At 68.1% G+C, this 18454-nt stretch carries 15 protein-coding genes and 1 tRNA gene; 9 read left to right on the top strand and 7 right to left on the bottom strand.

Annotated features, from left to right (window positions below):
- Positions 1-85 precede the first annotated feature (85 nt).
- Entirely contained in the window at positions 86-220 is a 135-nt protein-coding gene (locus IHV25_RS10535) for a hypothetical protein (RefSeq protein ID WP_274605232.1), read from the bottom strand.
- Between the two features lie 172 nt (positions 221-392).
- On the opposite strand from IHV25_RS10535, the gene IHV25_RS03275 reads away from it, so the two are divergent.
- Genes IHV25_RS03275 through IHV25_RS03285 form a run of 3 tightly spaced genes read left to right on the top strand, consistent with a single transcriptional unit; the run spans position 393 to position 3393 of the window.
- Positions 393-998 (top strand): shikimate kinase, encoded by a 606-nt coding sequence (locus IHV25_RS03275; RefSeq protein ID WP_192533660.1) that lies wholly within the window; start codon positions 393-395, stop codon positions 996-998.
- Positions 995-2107 carry a 3-dehydroquinate synthase gene (aroB, locus tag IHV25_RS03280; RefSeq protein ID WP_192533662.1) on the top strand — a complete coding sequence of 371 codons (1113 nt, stop codon included), beginning with the start codon at positions 995-997 and terminating at the stop codon, positions 2105-2107. The genes IHV25_RS03275 and aroB overlap by 4 nt, the downstream gene beginning before the upstream one ends.
- Before the next feature lie 5 nt (positions 2108-2112).
- The gene (locus IHV25_RS03285) at positions 2113-3393 is read left to right on the top strand and encodes a CNNM domain-containing protein (RefSeq protein ID WP_192533663.1); all 1281 of its coding nucleotides are present in this window, start codon (positions 2113-2115) and stop codon (positions 3391-3393) included.
- 851 nt (positions 3394-4244) lie between these two features.
- On the opposite strand, the gene IHV25_RS03290 is transcribed toward IHV25_RS03285, so the two are convergent.
- Positions 4245-4320, bottom strand: a tRNA-Ala gene (locus IHV25_RS03290).
- 143 nt (positions 4321-4463) lie between these two features.
- Positions 4464-4802 carry a TIGR02300 family protein gene (locus IHV25_RS03295; protein WP_192533665.1) on the bottom strand — a complete coding sequence of 113 codons (339 nt, stop codon included), beginning with the start codon at positions 4800-4802 and terminating at the stop codon, positions 4464-4466.
- Between the two features lie 220 nt (positions 4803-5022).
- Between IHV25_RS03295 and aroA the strand changes: the two genes are divergently transcribed.
- The 6 genes from aroA to IHV25_RS03325 all read left to right on the top strand — a co-directional run bounded on the left by aroA (position 5023) and on the right by IHV25_RS03325 (position 12364).
- Complete coding sequence (gene aroA, locus IHV25_RS03300; protein ID WP_192533666.1) at positions 5023-6393, top strand: 3-phosphoshikimate 1-carboxyvinyltransferase; 1371 nt, start codon at positions 5023-5025, stop codon at positions 6391-6393.
- Between the two features lie 196 nt (positions 6394-6589).
- A complete protein-coding gene (gene cmk / locus IHV25_RS03305; protein WP_192533668.1) occupies positions 6590-7225 on the top strand; it encodes a (d)CMP kinase in 636 nt (211 codons plus the stop codon).
- Between the two features lie 139 nt (positions 7226-7364).
- Positions 7365-8330, top strand: coding sequence for a 4-hydroxy-3-methylbut-2-enyl diphosphate reductase (gene ispH / locus IHV25_RS03310; RefSeq protein ID WP_192533669.1), 966 nt, complete (start codon positions 7365-7367; stop codon positions 8328-8330).
- A 119-nt stretch (positions 8331-8449) separates the two neighbouring features.
- Entirely contained in the window at positions 8450-9511 is a 1062-nt protein-coding gene (gene hpnH / locus IHV25_RS03315) for an adenosyl-hopene transferase HpnH (protein ID WP_192533671.1), read from the top strand.
- A gap of 126 nt (positions 9512-9637) precedes the next feature.
- On the top strand, positions 9638-11494 hold the full coding sequence (ilvD, locus tag IHV25_RS03320; RefSeq protein WP_192533672.1) for a dihydroxy-acid dehydratase: 1857 nt from the start codon (positions 9638-9640) through the stop codon (positions 11492-11494).
- Positions 11495-11806: 312 nt separating this feature from the next.
- On the top strand, positions 11807-12364 hold the full coding sequence (locus IHV25_RS03325) for a hypothetical protein (RefSeq protein WP_192533674.1): 558 nt from the start codon (positions 11807-11809) through the stop codon (positions 12362-12364).
- Positions 12365-12614: 250 nt separating this feature from the next.
- Here the strand turns inward: IHV25_RS03325 and hpnE are convergent, their stop codons facing one another.
- The 4 genes from hpnE to IHV25_RS03345 all read right to left on the bottom strand — a co-directional run bounded on the left by hpnE (position 12615) and on the right by IHV25_RS03345 (position 18449).
- Positions 12615-13946, bottom strand: a complete 1332-nt coding sequence (hpnE, locus tag IHV25_RS03330) for a hydroxysqualene dehydroxylase HpnE (RefSeq protein ID WP_192533675.1) — start codon at positions 13944-13946, stop codon at positions 12615-12617.
- Positions 13947-13959: 13 nt separating this feature from the next.
- Entirely contained in the window at positions 13960-16038 is a 2079-nt protein-coding gene (hpnD, locus tag IHV25_RS03335) for a presqualene diphosphate synthase HpnD (protein WP_192533677.1), read from the bottom strand.
- Complete coding sequence (gene hpnC, locus IHV25_RS03340) at positions 16035-17018, bottom strand: squalene synthase HpnC (protein WP_192533679.1); 984 nt, start codon at positions 17016-17018, stop codon at positions 16035-16037. Before hpnC ends, hpnD begins: the two co-directional genes overlap by 4 nt.
- Before the next feature lie 465 nt (positions 17019-17483).
- Positions 17484-18449, bottom strand: a complete 966-nt coding sequence (locus IHV25_RS03345; protein ID WP_192533680.1) for a transporter substrate-binding domain-containing protein — start codon at positions 18447-18449, stop codon at positions 17484-17486.
- Between the last annotated feature and the right edge of the window lie 5 nt (positions 18450-18454).

Raw genomic sequence — 18454 nt, forward strand, 5'->3', positions numbered from 1 at the left:
CGCTCCCTCCATAAAAGGGTGCCGTTGGACAGGCCCGGGGGCGACGCCCGCCGCAGAGCCGGATCCCCCGTGATCCGGCCGGCCGTCATGGCGCATTGGGGATGATCTTCTCAATTCTCTGCTTTTCCGGCTCCATGCCGGACCCCACCATCAGAACCCCGACAAAGCCAACGACAGCAAGAAGAACAACGACGACAAGGGTGCGGATCAAAAAGCGCATGAGGCTGTCTTTCCCGAAGGAGGTGGAGCGTCTGCCGGGCTCAGGGCGGGCACGCCCGCGCCGGGGGCAGTGGATTTGAGGCTGGAGGACCGAAGCCCATCCATGGTATGGACAGGAAAGTCCCCTTCTTTGGAAGTGTAGCGGCTTGTAGAAAAAGGATCAACGTCGCCTGATGAACCCAGTTTTGAATACGGAGGACCCGGATCCGGAGTCACGGCCGGTCTCGGGTCGGTCCCTTGTGTTTGTGGGGCTCATGGGAGCCGGAAAAACCAGCGTCGGGCGGGCGGTGGCCAAGACCCTTGACCTTGAGTTTGTGGACGCGGACCAGGAAATCGAGCGCGCCAGCGCCATGCCGGTGGCCGAGATCTTCGCCCTCTACGGGGAGGAGGAGTTCCGCTCCCTGGAGCGCCGCGTCATGAGCCGCCTGCTGCACCGCAGGGAGCCCTGCGTGATCGCCACCGGCGGTGGTGCCTTTATCAATGCGGAAACCCGGGCCCTGATCGCCCGGCGCGCCCTGTCCATCTGGCTGCGCGCCTCCCTGGATGTGCTTGTGGGCCGGACGGCGGGACGGACCCACCGGCCCCTGCTGAACGGCACCGACGTGCGCGAGACCCTGGGCCGTCTGATGAACGAGCGCCATCCGGTCTACGCCCAGGCGGACCTTGTGGTCGATACCTACGACGAGAATCCGGCCCACACCACAGCCCGGGTCCTGGAGGCGCTGGCCGCGCTGAAAGCCGGGGAGCACGGGGGACCGAAACAAAAGGAACGGACATGATGAAGACCCTGCGGGTTCCGCTGGAGACGACGGCCTATGACATCCACATCGGTTCGGGCCTTCTGCCCCGGGCCGGAGAGCTCATCCGCCCCGTTCTCAAAAGGCCCCGTGTTTTTATCGTGACCGACGCCACCGTGGCGGGCCACTACCTGGAGACACTGCAAGCCTCCCTGGAGGCCCAGTCCATCGCCCACGACAGCCACGTGGTGGCTCCCGGCGAGGGCAGCAAGTCCTTCCCCACCCTCGAGGCCCTGCTGGACAGCCTGCTGCGCCACCGGGTGGAGCGCTCCACCACGATTCTGGCCCTGGGCGGCGGTGTCGTGGGGGATCTGGCCGGCTTTGCGGCCTCGATTGTCCTCAGGGGTGTGGACTTCATCCAGATTCCCACCACGCTGCTGTCCCAGGTGGACAGCTCGGTCGGGGGCAAGACCGGGATCAACACGGTTCGGGGCAAGAACCTGGTGGGCTCGTTCCACCAGCCGCGTCTGGTTTTGACGGATACCGCCACGCTTGATACTCTTCCTGTGCGCGAGCGTCGTGCCGGGTACGCGGAAATCGTGAAGATGGCCGTGATCCGGGATGCGGCCTTTTTCGACTGGCTGGAGGCCAACGGCCGGGCCGTGCTCGAGGGGGGCGCGCAGGAGCGGGCCTCGGCCATCGCGACCGCCTGCGCTCACAAGGCGGCCATCGTGGCCGCGGACGAACGCGAGGCGGGAGAGCGCGCGCTTCTCAATCTGGGGCACACCTTCGGCCATGCCCTGGAGGCGGAAACGGGATACGGGGAGGTGCTGCTTCACGGCGAGGCGGTGGCTCTGGGCATGATCATGGCCGTGTCCCTGTCGGTGCGCATGGGCCTGTGCCCCGCGTCCGACCTGGCCCGCCTGAGGGCCCACCTCGACGACGTGGGCCTGATCACGCGCCTGTCCGAGGTGCCTCTCACCGGCGGCTGGTCGGCGGAGCGGCTCTTCGCCCACATGGCGCACGACAAGAAGATGGACGCGGGGACCATCACCTTCGTCCTGGCCGAGGGAATCGGAAAGGGTGTTCTGCGGCGGGATGTTGATCCTGCGGCAGTCATGGCTGTTCTGGAGGAGGCCGTCCTGGCCTGAGCCACGTGATCACGACAATTTCCATCATTTGTGTTCTGATTGCCCTGTCCGCCTTTTTCTCGGCGTCCGAAACGGCGCTGACGGCGGCATCCCGGCCCCTGCTTCACGAGATGGAACGCCACGGCGACCGCCGGGCCTCGAACGTCAATCGCCTGCTGCGCACCCGCGAGCGCCTGATCGGCACCATCCTGCTGGGCAACAACCTGGTCAACATCCTGGCCTCGGCCATGGCCACCAGCCTGTTCATCTCCCTGTTCGGGGAGAGCGGCGTGGCCTGGGCCACCCTGGTCATGACCGTGGGCGTTCTCCTGCTGGGGGAAATCCTCCCCAAGACCATCGCCCTGATCCACACCACCGGCATCGCCCTGAAGGTGGCGCCGGTGATGTCGGTCCTGGTGTGGCTGCTGCGGCCCGTGACCGCGGTGCTTCAGGGGCTTGTGTACCTGCTGCTCTACATGTTCCCGAAAGGCGAGCGGACGTCCGGCACGTCCTCCGCCGAGGCCCTGTCCGAGCTGCGCGGGGCCATCGACCTGCACACCCGCGAGTGCACGGATCGGGCCGCCCGGGCCGAGCGCTCCATGCTCACCTCGATTCTGGAGCTGACGGAGGTTCCCGTCTCGGACGTGATGGTCCACCGCTCGAAGGTGGTGTCCCTGAACGCCGACGACCCCGTCGAGGACAACGCGAACGTTGTCTTCACCAGCCCCTACAGCCGCTTCCCCCTGTGGCGCGACCGCCCCGAGAACATCGTCGGCGTGATCTACGAGAAAGACCTGACCCAGGCCCTGCGGGAGAACGGCGGCACCACACAGGGGCTGGATCTCATGACGATCGCCTCGCCCCCCTGGTTTGTGCCGGACACCACGCCCCTTTTCCGCCAGCTGTCGGCGTTCCGCCAGCGGCGCAAGCACCTGGCCCTGGTGATCGACGAGTATGGCAGCCTGCAGGGGCTCGTGACCCTCGAGGACATCCTGGAGGAGATCGTCGGCGATATTCTGGACGAGTACGACGAGGCTGTCCCCGGCGTCCAGAGCCAGGGGGACGGAACCTACCTGGTCAACGGGGATGTGACCATCCGGGATCTGAACCGGGAGTTCGACTGGTCCCTGCCGGACGAGGAGGCCGCAACGGTTGCCGGGCTTCTGATTCGCGAATCACGCACGATCCCCGCCGAGGGCGACTCCTTCACGTTCCACGGCTTCGGCTTCCGGATCATGCGCCGGTCCGGCAACCGCATCACGCTGGTGCGCATCTCGCCCCCCGAGCCCGAGGACCAGGACGCCTGAGGCCCTGGCGCACTGTGCCCGGGGCGACTGTGACACGCCGCGCGCTTTCCCCGGTGCCCCGGGTACGACTGTCCACAGACACCCCGGCGCGCCGGTGCCCGCCGGGCGATGGCCCCTTTTTCCCGCTTCCCCTGCTGCCGTGATGTGCCTGTGAGGTGGCGGGCGACCCCGTAGCCGCCGGTGATGTGGCCGCCGGTGATTCGGTGCCCGCCGGGCGGGCGGGTGGGACGTTTTTTCCAAACGATTCGGTTTCTGGCCGCCGGGAGTCCCGTGCACCGTTCGGATATACGTGCGGTTTGCGACCCTGTTGTGCGGGCTGATTCGGGTTTCCGGTCGGGTCAGGGGCGGCGAGTCCGGCGCCGGTGTGCGGCCGAACGCGGGTCGGGCGGTGTCGGTTTGGGCCGGAATATGGGGTGGGCGTTCCGGTGTGCCCGTGTTCGGGGTGGGGATTCGGTCCCGGCACAGCCGGCGTCGTGCCGGTCAGGCGGGGGCGCCTGTGCCCCGACCCGGGTCTGCCACGCCGTGTTGGGGTCGGTACTGGCCCTGTGGCCCCCTGTGGTGGGGGATTCGGCGCTGTACGGTGGCTGCGGGGCGTTTGGGCCCCGTCCGCCGCCTCGGGGCCTGTCGAGGTCCGCAGGCGTTCGCAATGGCCCGTGGAGGCGTGCAGGGGCGTCCCGGGGCCCCGGTCCGCCCGGGGAGGCCCGTGTTCCGGGCTCTGGCCCGTGCCGGGGCGGGATGGCGGTCCTGTCAGCCCCGCTGTCCGGCGATCTCTGGCGTCCGGACACGAAAAAGCCCGACATCCGGGCGAACCAGGATCATCGGGCTTTTTCGGGTATCCCCTTTCAGGGATATGGTGGAGCCGAGGGGAATCGAACCCCTGACCTCTTGAATGCCATTCAAGCGCTCTCCCAACTGAGCTACGGCCCCACAGTGTCTCGCCGGTGGCTTGGGGTTTTTGTTGTCCCCGTCTGCCGTGGCGATGGCGGGTTTCTACCCTTTCCTTTCGGGTCCCGCAAGGGGAAAAATGCGTTCTCTCGAAAATTTTTTTCCCCCCCGGGACTTTTTGATTTTTATTCGTTTTCTTCGTAGGCGATGTGGTCCTTGACCTCGTCCAGATCCGAATCGTCCTCGCCCAGATCCGAGGCGTCCTCCATGAAATCGTCCATGTCGTCGCCGGCGTCCACTTCCAGGTCGTCGTCCACATCCACGTCCGCGTCATCGGCCATGGTATCGGGCTCGACCACCTTGGGCGCGGCCTTCTTGCGCTCGGGGCGACGCGGGCGATTCAGGGCCTCCAGGTCAAGTTCCGAATCACACTTGGGGCACACGACGGGGGTGCGCTTCATGTCGTAGAACTTCGCTCCGCAGGCGTTGCACACCCGCTTCACGCCCCATTCGGGTTTTGACATGGCTTAAGTCCTCCACATTTTCTGGCTGCATATCTGTGTAGGGGAGAGGATTCCCCTTCTTGGGCGCTATTGCCATTTTCGACCGGTCTTGTCAAAAGCAAATGGTACACGCAAACCGCTGGCAACGCGCTGGCGCCCCGGATATGCTTTGGCGCTCAAGGGGGTGGCAGCTGTGCGGCCTCTTTCGTCCTCGAATCTTGCACCTACAGGCTATCAGATCATGGCTCCAGCCTCTTCTCCGGCGCTTTCGTCGGGACCGCTTTTTTCCCGGAAGACCCCCTCCCTGCACGGAGCGCTTCGGGTTCCGGGCGACAAGTCCATCTCCCACAGGGCTCTGATGATGGGGACGTTCGGGGTCGGACGCACGGTGATCTTCGGCCTTCTGGAGGGCGAGGATATCCTGGCCACCGCCGGGGCCATGCGCCAGCTGGGCGCGCGCATCGAGCGCGAGGCCACACCCTCGGGGGATGCGGTCTGGTTCGTCGAGGGCGTGGGCGTGGGAGCCCTTCGCACCCCTGAAACGGTTCTGGATATGGGGAACGCGGGCACGGGCGTGCGCCTTGTCATGGGCATGCTGGCCACCCACCCGATCCGGGCGACCCTGACCGGGGATGCCTCCCTGTGCAAGCGCCCCATGGGCCGGGTGACCGAGCCCCTGGCCCAGTTCGGTGCCGAGTTCCAGGCCTCCGAGGGCAACCGCCTTCCCCTGACCGTGACCGGCGCCCGGAGCCCGGTTCCCCTGACCTACCGCCTGCCGGTGCCCTCGGCCCAGGTCAAGTCGGCCATTCTTCTTGCGGCCCTCAACACCCCGGGCGTGACCACCGTGATCGAGCCGATCCCCACCCGGGACCACACCGAGCGCATGTTTGCCCACTTCGGTGTGCCGGTTGAGATCCACCAAACGCCGGAGGGCGAGACCGCCGTGTCCGTCACCGGCCAGACCGAGCTTGTGGGGCAGACCCTGACGGTGCCCGCTGACCCTTCCAGCGCGGCGTTCCCGCTGGTTGCGGCCCTTCTCACGCCCCGCAGCCACCTGCTGCTCGAGGGGGTGGGGATCAACGCCCACCGCACGGGCCTGATCGACACCCTGCGGGAGATGGGCGCGGACATCCGCCTTCTGAACGAGCGTATGGACACGGGCGAGCCGGTGGCCGATCTCGAGGTCCGCACCAGCGCCCTGACCGGGATTGATGTGCCCGCGTCCCGTGCGCCCTCCATGATTGACGAGTATCCCATCCTTGCCGTGGCCGCCGCCTGCGCCACCGGCACCACGCGCATGCACGGCCTGGGCGAGCTTCGGGTCAAGGAAAGCGACCGCCTGACCGGCATGGCCGACGGCCTGCGGGCGTGCGGCGTCCAGGTGGAGGTGGAGGGGGATACCCTGATCGTCCACGGAACCGGCCGTCCCCCGAAGGGCGGCGCCCGGGTGCCTGTCATGCTCGATCACCGGATCGGGATGTCGTTCCTGGTGCTGGGCATGGTCTCCGAGGAGCCCGTCTCCATCGACGAGGCCGCGCCCATCGAAACCAGCTTCCCGGGTTTCGCGCGCCTGATGAACGGCATCGGTGCCAACATTTCCGACTCGCCCTGAGGCCATCCGGCCGCACCCGCTTTCCCGGGGGCCGTTCCCGCCGGATCCGCTTCCATGGGAAAGCCGGGGCTCCGGTTCCCGGTGCGTCAGGGGGGCTCCGGTCCCCCGGGGCCGCACCGCTGCTGTCTCCGGCTTCCGCGCCGGGGCAGGGCGGTCCGGTTCGCAGAACGCAGACCCAGTACTGGAGAGACTGACCATGATCATCGCCATCGACGGACCTGCGGCAGCCGGCAAGGGAACCCTTGCCCGCCGCCTGGCCGCCCACCTCGGCTTTGCCTATCTGGATACGGGGCGCCTGTACCGGGCCGTCGGCATGTCCCTGGTGCGCGCGGGAATCGATCCCGCCAACGAGGCCGCCGCCGTCGAGGCCGCCCGGTCCCTGGACCCGGCCCTTCTGTCGGACGAGAGCCTGTCCCTGGACACGGCGGGGACCGCCGCCTCGAAGGTGGCCGTGTTCCCCGGGGTTCGCGAGGCCCTTCTCCAGTTCCAGCGGGATTTTGCCCGCACGCCGCCGGGAGGCCTTGCGGGGGCGGTCCTGGACGGCCGCGATATCGGCACGACGGTCTGCCCTGACGCGGGGGTCAAGCTGTTCGTGACCGCGTCCGACGCGGTGCGCGCCCGGCGCCGGACCCTGGAGCTTCGGCAGCGGGGCCAGGAGGTCACCGAGAGCGAGGTTCTGGCCGATATGGTGGCCCGGGACCGGCGCGACCGGGAACGGAGCGTCGCGCCCCTGGCGGCGGCCGCGGATGCGGTGGAAATCGACACCTCCGCCATGACCGCGGACGAGGCCTTCGAGGCCGCCTGCCGGGTCGTCTTTGGGCGCCGGGGCTGATGTCCGGCACCCGAACGCGCTTGCGTTTTGCCTCCGGTGACCTCTATATGTCGTCTGGAACCTGTTTTTGTCGTCCGCGCATTTCCGGTCCGGTTCCCGCCTTTTCCCCACATCATCTCGATCCGAGGAACCCCTGATTGTGAACGAAAAGAAAAAATTCCGGGTTTTGCTGGCCAAGCCCCGGGGCTTCTGCGCCGGTGTGACGCGGGCCATCGAAATCGTGGAACGGTGCCTTGAGTACTACGAGCATCCCGTCTACGTCCGCCATGAGATCGTCCACAACCGCCACGTGGTGGAGAACCTCCACAACCAGGGCGCCGTGTTCGTGGACGAGCTGACGGAAATTCCCGACGGGGCGCTGACGATTTTCTCCGCCCACGGCGTTCCGAAGAACGTGGTCGACGAGGCGGACCGGCGCGGTCTCCCCGTCGTGGACGCCACCTGCCCCCTGGTGTCGCGGGTGCACAAGGAAGGCCAGAAGCACGCGGCCGAGGGCCGGGAGATCGTCATGATCGGCCACGCCGGGCACCCGGAGGTGGAGGGCACCCTGGGCCAGATCCCCGGGCGCGTCCATCTGGTGAGCACGCCCGAGGACGTGGCCCGTCTCGAGATCCAGGATCCGGGTCAGGTGGCCTACGTGACCCAGACCACCCTCTCGGTGGACGACACCCGGGCCATTATCCGGGCCCTGAAGGAGCGTTTCCCGGCGATTCACGGCCCGGACGTCAAGGATATCTGCTACGCGACCCAGAACCGCCAGTCCGCTGTGCGGGAAATTGCCAAGGATGCGGATCTTCTGCTTGTGGTCGGGGCGCGAAATTCGTCAAACTCGAACCGTCTGCGCGAGATCGGCGCCCAGATGGGCAAGCCGTCCTACCTGATCGACGATGCGAGCGACCTGGACCCGGTCTGGCTCGAGGGCGCGAGCTGCATCGGTGTGACGGCGGGGGCCTCCGCTCCCGAGAGCCTGGTGCAGGCCCTGGTCGAGCGCCTTCAGGACTTCGGCGAGATCGAGGTTCTGGAGCTCGAGGGCGTCGAGGAGCAGACCCAGTTCAAACTCCCCCGCCTTCTCCAGGAGGAGGAGCGCCGCAGGTCCATCGCCTGACGGCCGTTTCATAAGGTTTTCCGGGCGGGGCAGGTCCGGTCTTCGGGGTTCCGGAGACCACTGCCCCTTCCGTCATTCGACGGGGCCCACCCACCCAGCGGACGACAAGGACACCAGCCGTGAGCGTTCCCCTTATCCAGCAGGCCCGGATCGGTGCCTATCTTCTGAAACAGAAGTTTCGGGGCAACAGGCGTTATCCGCTTGTGCTCATGCTCGAGCCGTTGTTCCAGTGCAACCTGGCCTGCGCCGGGTGTGGCAAGATCGACTACGCGGACGACATCCTGAAAAAGCGCCTCAGCGTTGACGAGTGTCTGGATGCCGCCCGGGAGTGCGGCGCCCCCATCGTGTCCATCGCGGGCGGCGAGCCCCTGATCCACAAGGACATCGTGGCCATCGTCAAGGGCCTGATGGCCCAGAAGCGGTTTGTGTACCTGTGCACGAACGCCCTGCTTCTGGAGCGTCGCCTCGACGACTTCGAGCCCTCGCCCTACCTGACGTTCTCGGTCCACCTGGACGGGGACCGGGAGCACCATGACCGGGCCGTCTGCCGCGAGGGCGTGTTCGACATCGCCACCCGGGCCATGCGCGAGGCCCGCAAGCGGGGCTTCCGGGTGACCTGCAACACCACCCTGTTCGAGGGCCACGCCGTCGAGGAGACCGCGGCCTTTGTGGACTTCGCCTGCAACGACCTGGGCGTGGAGGGGGTCACGGTGGCTCCGGGCTTTGCCTACGAGAAGGCCCCGCTCCAGGACGTGTTCCTGGGACGCGAGCGCACGAAGTCCCTTTTCCGTGACCTGTTCCGCCGCCGCCAGAAGTCCTGGCGCTTCAACCAGTCCAGCCTCTACCTCGATTTCCTGGCGGGCAACCAGACCTACCAGTGCACGCCCTGGGGGAACCCCACCCGGAACATTTTCGGCTGGCAGCGTCCGTGCTACCTGCTGAACGAGGGGACGGCCCCCAGCTTCCGCGCGCTCATGGAGGAAACGGACTGGGACCGCTACGGCACCGGCCGCTACGAGAAGTGCGCCAACTGCATGATGCACTGCGGGTTCGAGGCAACGGCCGTGGCCGACACCATCGCCCATCCCCTGAAGGCTCTCCGGGTTGCGATCCGGGGGCCCGTGACCGAGGGCCCCATGGCTCCCGAGGTCTCGTTTGAGCACCAGCGCCCGGCCGCCTGACGCCCGCGGGCGCTGCTCCGGTCGGATGCCCTGACCCGGTGTCCCGCCGGCGGCCCCGCGCCCGCATCCCCGCGCCCGTACACGGCCCGACGCTTTCCCTTTGTCCCCAGCCCAAGGTCCAGGAATATGCCCGCTTACCGCTCCCGCACGTCCACCCACGGCCGCACGATGGCCGGAGCCCGCGCCCTGTGGCGCGCAACCGGCATGACGGATTCCGATTTCGGCAAGCCCATCATTGCCGTGGCCAACTCGTTCACCCAGTTCGTGCCGGGGCACGTCCACCTGAGGGACATGGGTGCGCTGGTGGCCGGAGCCATCGAGAAGGCGGGCGGCGTGGCCAAGGAGTTCAACACCATCGCGGTCGATGACGGCATCGCCATGGGCCACGACGGCATGCTGTACTCGCTGCCCTCCCGCGACCTGATCGCGGACTCGGTCGAGTACATGGTCAACGCCCACTGCGCCGACGCGCTGGTGTGCATCTCCAACTGCGACAAGATCACGCCGGGCATGCTCATGGCGTCCCTGCGGCTCAACATTCCGGTGATCTTCGTGTCCGGCGGCCCCATGGAGGCCGGTCACGAGAAGGTCGGCGGCTCGGACCGGGCCCTGGACCTGATCGATGCCATGATCATGGCCGGGGACGAGAGCGTCTCCGACGACGAGGTGGCCGCGGTCGAGCGCTCCGCCTGTCCGACCTGCGGCTCGTGCTCGGGCATGTTCACGGCCAACTCCATGAACTGCCTGATGGAGGCCCTGGGCCTGGCCCTGCCGGGCAACGGCACCCTGGTGGCCACCCACGCCCTGCGCAAGGATCTGTTCGAGGAGGCCGGGCGCCGCATCGTGGACCTGGCCCGGCGCCACTACGAGCAGAATGACGACAGCGTGCTGCCGCGCTCCATTGCCTCGAAGGCGGCGTTCGAGAACGCCATGACCCTGGATATCGCCATGGGCGGCTCCACCAACACGGTGCTGCACCTTCTGGCGGCGGCCCAGGAGGCCGGGGTTGACTTCACCATGGCCGACATCGACCGCCTCTCGAGGGTCGTTCCCAACATCTGCAAGGTCGCTCCGGCGGTGAACACGGTCCATATCGAGAACGTGCACAACGCGGGCGGCATCTTCGGGATTCTGGGCGAGCTGGACCGGGCCGGTCTTCTGAAGACGGACGTCGGCTGTGTGCATGCCCCCTCCATGGCCGAGGCCCTGGACCGCTGGGACATCGTGCGCGACGCCAGCGACGAGGCCCGCTCCCTGTTCCTGGCCGCGCCGGGTGGCGTGCGCACCGTCGAGCCGTTCTCCCAGTCCCGCATGCGCACGGCTCTTGATACGGACCGGGCCTCGGGCGTGATCCGCGACCGGGCCCACGCCTTCTCGCAGGACGGCGGCCTTGCGGTGCTCACGGGCAACGTGGCGCCCGATGGCTGCATCGTGAAGACCGCGGGCGTTGACGAGTCCATCTGGACGTTCACCGGCACGGTCCGGGTGTGCGAAAGCCAGGAGGAGGCCGTGTCGCGCATTCTGGGCGGTGACATCCAGGCCGGCGACGTCGTGGTTGTCCGCTACGAGGGCCCCCGCGGCGGACCCGGCATGCAGGAGATGCTCTACCCCACCAGCTACATCAAGTCCCGTGGGCTGGGGAAGGCGTGCGCGCTGCTGACCGACGGACGGTTCTCCGGCGGCACCTCCGGCCTGTCCATCGGCCACGTGTCTCCCGAGGCGGCGAACGGCGGCCCCATCGCGCTGGTGGAGGAGGGGGACACTCTGGAAATCGATATCCCCCGGCGCTCGATCCGGGTTGTCGTCTCGGACGCCGAAATGGAGGCCCGCCACAAGGCCCAGCTCGCCCGCGGCGCGGACGCCTGGACCCCGGCGAAGCCCCGCCAGCGCGCGGTGTCCACCGCCCTGAAGGTCTACGCGTCCATGGTCACCAGTGCGGACAAGGGCGCGGTGCGGGATCTGTCCCGGATCTGCGGGAAATAAACACGGCGGCTTCGGGTCGGGCCCGGAGCCGTGATCGGTTGCGGGCCGGGCAGCGCCTGGCTTCGGAGTGGGACGGGGGTGTTTTCGGACACCCCCGTTTTTGTGTCTGGCGTCTGCCCCTCACTCCGACCCGGCGGGCGGGGTGCGCGCGGGGGGCGGGCCTCCCGGTGCCGGAGTGTGGACCCGGTCGGCGAACGGCCGGGTGTTTGCCGTCCGGGGGGGGGGGGGGCGGGCCCCGGGGGCAGGGCCATCATTATGGCACGCCATTTGCATCTCCATCCTGAAACGACCCCTGATTGTGGAGGTGACCCCATGCTCAAAGCCCTCTCTGGAATCATAGATCTCACCGAGGTGGCCCCCCCAAAAAAACCGGGCAGTGGCCCGTCCCAGCCCCTGAACATCCACAAGGACACGCGCGACACCGAGCTGGAGCGGGTGGTCAAGGCCGCCCGTGGTGCGGTGGTGACCGGTATGATGGGCGGGCCCAGGATCATGGCCCTGTCGGGCGATCCGGGCTCCGGGGCCGCCCTCAGTCCCGCCGAGGCCCGTCTGGCTCACCGCCTGGCCACCATGAGCGCCGGGGAGCGGGAAAAGGCCATCGACGCTATGAAGGAAATTAATGCCTATCTGGACCGGCAGGAAATGGATGTGTCCGAGCGCTATGCGGCCCAGTTCCGCGAGCAGGCCCTGAAGGAGCTCGGGGTCTCCGAGGAGGAGCTGGAGGCCATGCCCGATGAGCAGCGCGAGGAATTTGAACGGGAGATCCGCAAGATCATCAAGAAGCTGATGGCCGAGAAAGCGCAGGAGGAGGAGGATCGGCTTCTCCAGAACGCGCTCGTGGACCAGAAAGACACCGAGCGGCGGGCCTGACCCCGGCGCCCGGGCGCGGTCCGTCTGCGTCGCGGGGCCGGGTCCGGTCGCGCGCGGGCGCAGGCGCGCAAGGGCCACAAAAAAAGCGGGGGGCTGTTTCGGAGCCCCCCGTTTCGTTTTGCATCTCGACTGGAGATTGCCACCAGCCTTTCCCGGCCCGGCAGGGCCCGGAAGACCCCGCACGCGCCGCGCCGCTCCGGATGGGGGCGTCCGGCCCCGGGCTGGGGCGGCGTGCGCTACGCCACGGGTCTCAGCGTCCGATCCCGGCAGGCGCTGCCGCCGTCCCGTTGGCGCCCAGGATCTTCTGCACCAGGGCCGCCGCGGTTTCTCCCGAGCGGACCGCGCCCTCAATGGTGGAGGGAAGGCCCGTGTCGGTCCAGTCCCCGGCCAGGAACACGTTCGGATGGAGGGTCCGGGGCCCCTGGCGCAGGGCCATCTGCCCCGGCGTCTGGGCCATGGTGGCGCGCCGCTCGCGGATCACCCGGAACGGCGGGCAGGGCAGGGCCGTGAGCGATCCCGCGGGAGCCAGCCCCTGGAGCTCCAGGGCCTGTGCGGTGCCCGTCCACAGGCGGGCGGCCAGGGCGTCTGCCGGCTCGTTGTTCAGGAAGCCCGCGTTGGAGATGGTCAGGGACACCAGCTGTCCGTTGACGAACATCCAGTCCGCCGGGTTCCGCAGCAGGCTCATGGGGAAATCACCGTTGTGGGTCACCGGGTGGGTGTCCGGCAGCCTGTAGTGCACGTTGGCAATTACGTTGTAGCGGTCCGGCAGCGGCGTGCGCGGCAGAAGCTGCTTCAGCGCGTGGGACGGCATGGCCAGGATCACCCGGTCCTTCTCGCTCACGGGGACGATGTGGTCCGCGTTGGCGAACAGAAGCCCCGAGACCCGGTTGCCCGAGGTCTCCAGGTCGTCCAGACGGGTTCCCAGCCGGATGGGCACATTGCGGCTGCGCAGCCAGGCCAGCGCCGGGTCCACGAAGGCGGCACTCAGGCCCCGCCGCGCCAGCAGGGGGCGGCAGTAGCGCTCGCCCCGGCCCAGGGTGGCCGTGATCACGGGCCAGAGCGCCTGGGCAGAGGCTTCCTCCGGTGCCGTGTTCAGGACCGAGACGCACAGCGGATCCCACAGTCGCCGGTACAGCAGCGTTCCCGGCTTCAGGAAGTCCGTGACCGTGTCCTCCGCCTTGGCGGTGGCCAGACGCAGCACCGGCAGGTAGTCGCTGAGGGACGTGCCCGGCACCCGTCGTTTGGCGCGGGTGATCCAAAAGGGGATGCGTCCCCGGTCCGGGACCAGGGACCACCGCTCATGGCTGTCCAGGTCGATGAAGTCCAGCCGGGCGTGCTGGGGGCTGGTGAGCTCATCGCGGGCCCCCACCGTGTCCAGGTAGGCCAGGGTGCGGTCATTGCCCGAGAGCAGCAGATGGGTTCCGTTGTCCACGACGCACCCGAGGGAGTCGTCGAAAAACGAGCGGACCCGCCCGCCCGCCTGGGGTGCGGCCTCGTAAAGGGCGACTTTCACCCCGGCTTCGGTCAGGCGTATGGCCGATGTGAGGCCGGCGAGCCCGGCGCCAATGACGTGGACTTTCATGGTGTCTTCCCGATCAGAACAGCCCGTGTCTCAGAGCGGCATAGAGTTTGAACAGCTTGGAAACATGGACCGGCTTTTCCAGATCCTCGAACCCGCGGGCGTTCAGGGCTGCAAGATAGCGCCTGTAGACCGTCAGCATGATGACCGCCGGGCGGATCGTGCCCTTGGGCGCCTTTTTCTGCAGGCGCTGGGCCTCGGCCACCTCCGCCGCCGCGCGGGAGGCAAGCTCCTGGCAGACCTTCCGGGTGGCCGGGTGGCTCAGGAACTCGGGCCCCAGGGTGTCGGTGTCCGTCAGGCCGTGGGCCCGAAGCCGGCTTGCGGGCAGATAGAGCCGGTTGATCCGGGCATCCTCGGCCACATCGCGCAGGATGTTCACAAACTGGAGCGCAAGCCCCGTGTGCTTGGCGATGGGGTCCACAAGCGCCTCGTCCACCCCGAAGATGCGGTTGGACAGGCGCCCGACGGCGCAGGCCACCCGGTCGCAGTAGTACTCGAGGGAAGGCATGTCCGCGATCCGCACCGAGGGGCCCGCGTCCATCTCCATGCCCTCGATCACGGCGAGGAAGTCCTGCTTCGGAAGACCGAACCGGAGCCGCACCGGAGACAGGGCCAGGGCCACCGGATCGGTGGGCGCGCGGGCCGGGTCGTAGATGGCGTCGATCTGGTCGCGCCAGGCGGCCAGCTTCTGCTCCTTCTCCTCGCGGGATCCGGGATCGTCGGCAATGTCGTCGATGACCCGGCAGAAGGCGTACAGGGCGTACATGCCCTGGCGCCGGGGCTTGGGCAGAACCCGCATGGCGCCATAGAACGAGGTGCCCGAGGCCCGGGTCAGCTCCTCCACGTGGGCGGCCAGCTTTTCCGTGGTCCAGCCCCCCGAGGTGGCGGCCGGGTCCGCCGGGCCCGCCTGGTTCGGGGTTGTCCCCGTCTCGTCGCTGTAGACCCGTCCCTTCCACTCGCCGCCGCGGCCCATGTAGTGCCGGCGGGCGGAATCGATGGTCATCAGGGTATAGAGGAACGCCGCCACCGGAAGCAGGAAGCCCGACCGGAACGGACGGCGGTAGAGCCGCAGCGTGGGGGCGTAGAGAAGCGTCATCAGGGTCCAGCCCAGGGCCCCCAGGAGCGCCACGGGCCAGGTGCCGGTGACCAGGCCCACAATGGTCGCGACCGGGAACACCAGGTACAGGAGAACCATGCCGACAACGGTGGCCAGCAGCATCAGGGGCGAGCGCTCCAGCTGCACGTAGGCGGTGCGGGCCACCATGCTCCAGATCTCGCCCAGGCTGTCGTAGGGGCGCAGCGAGCGGCTGCGGGTGGCGAGACCCAGGAAGATCGGCCCCTTGCCCTTGAGCCGCGCGGCCAGGGTGCAGTCGTCGATCAGGGCGCCGTGGATGGACTCGATGCCCCCGATGGCCCGAAGGGCGGGGGTGCGCACCATCATGCAGCCTCCGGCCGCTCCGGCGCGCCTGTGGGCCGGGTTGTTGATCTGGGGGAACGGATAGAGCTTCTGGAAAAAGAAGATGAAGGCCGGGATCAGCAGGCGCTCCCAGAACGAGCGGCAGCGCAGCCGCACCATCAGCGAGGCCAGGACCAGGTTCTTGCGCTCGCACTGGCTGACAAGGCGCGCAAGGGTGCCGTCCGCCAGCTCGATATCCGCATCGGTCAGAAGGATGTACCCGGCTGACGGCTCGATCCTCAGGGCCTCGTTCACGCCCTGGTTCACGGCCCAGAGCTTCCCGGACCAGCCCTCGGGCAGCGGGTCGCCCTTCAGGATCTCCAGGCGCTCCTGGCCTCCGGGGACGCGTTGGGCGCCCTTCAGGGCCGCCTCGGCGGTGCCGTCCGTGGAGTTGTCATCCACCACCACAACCGAGAACCGGCCGGTGTAGACCTGCTTCAGAAGGGCCTCCACTGTGTGGCCGATGGTGCGGGCCTCGTTGCGGGCGGGAACGACCGCGACCACCGCAGGCGGCTCTCCCGGAAGGGCGGTGCTGCTTTCCAGGCGCTGGTCGGTTTTCCAGAAACCCCGGCGGTCCAGAAGAACTCCGGCCCAGGCGCTCAGGGACAGGAGACAGACGAGAACTCCGGCGGTCATCATGAACCGGTCTCCTGTTTCGGAAGGTTGGCAAAGGGGTCACGCATGCGGGCCGCAAGGTCGGACTGGGCCACGGTGTAGCGGGCCAGAAGCCCGGTGGCCACGCCCTTCAGCGCGGTCAGGGCCAGCTCGGGGCGGGTCAGCTTCACCCGGCGGGCGAGGGGATCCTCGCTGGCGAGCTTGCGGGTCAGGGCCCGGGCAATCTCGACGATGACGCCCGCCTCCATGGACAGGCGCGGATCGCGGATGTCGGCGCTCAGGCAGGCGGCGGTGTCCAGAAGATCCCAGGTTCCCGCAATGCAGCGGTCCAGGACCCGGCGCAGGGCCGGGGTCAGGGCGGTGCCTCCCAGATCCTCGACCCGGGCGCCCTCCTGCTCCATCCAGTCCATGGGCAGGTAGACCCGGTCGATCTCCCGGTAGTCGTCGCCGCAGTCCTGAAGGTGGTTGATGACCTGAAGCGCGGCGCACAGGGCGTCGCTGGCCCAGGTGGTGCCGGTGCGCGCACCCCCGTGAAGGTCGATCAGGTAGCGGCCCACCGGTGCGGCGGACAGGGCGCAGTAGCCCATCAGGTCATCCCAACTGTCGTAGCGGGTCTTGACCGCGTCCTGGACAAAGGCGGCGATCAGGTCCACGCCGTGACGGGTGGGCACGTCCGTTTCCTGGAGGCTCTTTCGCAGGGCGGTCGCCTTCCCGTAGGCCGGGCTGTCCGGGATGCGGCCCTCGAGCGTGTCCTCGAATCCCTTGAGGCGGCGGATTTTTTCCTCCGGCTCCAGCTCGGGGGCGTCGGCGATGTCGTCGATGGCGCGCGCGAAGGCGTAGAAGTGCTCCACATGGGGGCGCAGGTGCCTTGCGATGAGAACCGAGCCTACGGGAAAGTTCTCCGTTTTCGCCGACTTGCCCGAGGGGGCCTCCACGGTCGGGGACACGGGGAGTGCGGTCGTGTGGTTGTTGTCGTCGTCTCTGGAAAGATGGGCGTCTTGCATAAATCCTACACCGGGCATGGCTCAGGGCCGTTCAGGAACAGGGAGCTATCATAGCGGCGTGAAACCGGCGGCGCTATCGTCAAGGTCAGCGGCCGCCCCGTCCGGGCCGTTGCCCCCGCGCCGTTGCTTCCGCGCCGGGGGCCCCTGGCCGGGGCTCCGGGGTCCGTGTCCCGGGACGAGGGGCGGGGGGGCGAGGGGCGGGGGGGCGAGGGGAACGAGGCCGGGGTCAGCCAGTGTACCGGTCATTGGGTGTTCTGTGGAGATCCATCATCTCCGGCGGGAGCGGAAAGTCCAGACTGATGTTTCCCGGCCGGATGGGCTGGGGCGGGCAGGGGCATCGGGCGGGGCAGGGCCGTTTCGGCGGGCGTGGCGGGGTGAACAGGGGTGCGGGGCACGCGGGCATGGGGCGCGACAGGGGGCATGGCAGGGGGGCGCACCCCCACACGCGGCCGGCGGCCCCCGGGCCTATTCAAACGGTGTGTCGTTCGGGCGGTTGAAGAGGTCGAGCATCCGGTCGCTGATGGGGAGGTCCAGGCTGATCCCCAGCGGCGGGGCCGGGGCGTGGAACCAGGTGTCATAGAAGCGGCGGGCCAGGCCCGAGGTCTGGGCCTCGGCAATGGTCTCGTCCACCAGTTGCTTGAAGACCGGGTCGTCCTTGCGCAGCACGCAGGCGATGGCCTCGGAGGACAGGGGCTCGCCCACGATTTGCCACTGCTCCGGGTTCTTTGCGTGGGCGCGCTCCCGGGCAAGAAGGGGATCGTCGATGAAGAAGGCGTCCGCCAGGCCGTCCTCCAGGGCGCGGAAGGCGTCCCCGGGAGTGACGAAGGGCAGCGCGGTGGCGGACAGCCCCATGTCCCGGTTCCTGCCCTCGAGAAGGGTCTCGGAGGTCGATCCCGCGACCACGGCCACGACTTTTCCGCTCAGGTCCGGGAAGTCGCGGATCGGTGACGTCACCGGGACCAGAAGCCGGGTTCCGGCGATGAAGATGGTGTTCGAGAACGACACGAGCGGCTCGCGCTCGGTGTTGTGGGTGGTCGAGGCGCACTGGATGTCGTACAGGTCCTGGAGAAGGAACGGAAACCGGTTCTGGAAGGTCACGCCCAGAAACTCCACGCCCAGGTCCGGGCGGTTCAGCCGCCGGCGCACGGCCTGGGCAATCAGCTGGGCATATTCGATCGAGTAGCCGGAGGCGGAGTCCGCCGTGCCGTCGGGAAAGGAGAACGGCGGCGAGGCCTCGAAGGCCACAATCATGCGACCGCGCCGGGCAATCCTCTCGAGGGTCGGACCCGGATCCGCGCTGGCGGCCTCGGTTTTTTGGGACGAGGGCGAGGCAACGCCCGGCGATACGGTGGACAAGAGGGCGGCGACCAGAAGCGCCGCACCAAAAAGTGCAGTGATCCGCTGTAGTTTGAGGCTCCAGGTACTGCTCATACCGA

Source organism: Phaeovibrio sulfidiphilus (assembly GCF_014861485.1).
GTDB lineage: Bacteria > Pseudomonadota > Alphaproteobacteria > Rhodospirillales > Rhodospirillaceae > Phaeovibrio > Phaeovibrio sulfidiphilus.

Coding starts and splice junctions, on each gene's coding strand:
- IHV25_RS10535 (WP_274605232.1), bottom strand. CDS start 220: ATGCGCTTTTTGATCCGCACCCTTGTCGTCGTTGTTCTTCTTGCTGTC.
- IHV25_RS03275 (WP_192533660.1), top strand. CDS start 393: ATGAACCCAGTTTTGAATACGGAGGACCCGGATCCGGAGTCACGGCCG.
- aroB (WP_192533662.1), top strand. CDS start 995: ATGATGAAGACCCTGCGGGTTCCGCTGGAGACGACGGCCTATGACATC.
- IHV25_RS03295 (WP_192533665.1), bottom strand. CDS start 4,802: ATGTCAAAACCCGAATGGGGCGTGAAGCGGGTGTGCAACGCCTGCGGA.
- aroA (WP_192533666.1), top strand. CDS start 5,023: ATGGCTCCAGCCTCTTCTCCGGCGCTTTCGTCGGGACCGCTTTTTTCC.
- cmk (WP_192533668.1), top strand. CDS start 6,590: ATGATCATCGCCATCGACGGACCTGCGGCAGCCGGCAAGGGAACCCTT.
- ilvD (WP_192533672.1), top strand. CDS start 9,638: ATGCCCGCTTACCGCTCCCGCACGTCCACCCACGGCCGCACGATGGCC.
- IHV25_RS03325 (WP_192533674.1), top strand. CDS start 11,807: ATGCTCAAAGCCCTCTCTGGAATCATAGATCTCACCGAGGTGGCCCCC.
- hpnE (WP_192533675.1), bottom strand. CDS start 13,946: ATGAAAGTCCACGTCATTGGCGCCGGGCTCGCCGGCCTCACATCGGCC.
- hpnD (WP_192533677.1), bottom strand. CDS start 16,038: ATGATGACCGCCGGAGTTCTCGTCTGTCTCCTGTCCCTGAGCGCCTGG.
- hpnC (WP_192533679.1), bottom strand. CDS start 17,018: ATGCAAGACGCCCATCTTTCCAGAGACGACGACAACAACCACACGACC.
- IHV25_RS03345 (WP_192533680.1), bottom strand. CDS start 18,449: ATGAGCAGTACCTGGAGCCTCAAACTACAGCGGATCACTGCACTTTTT.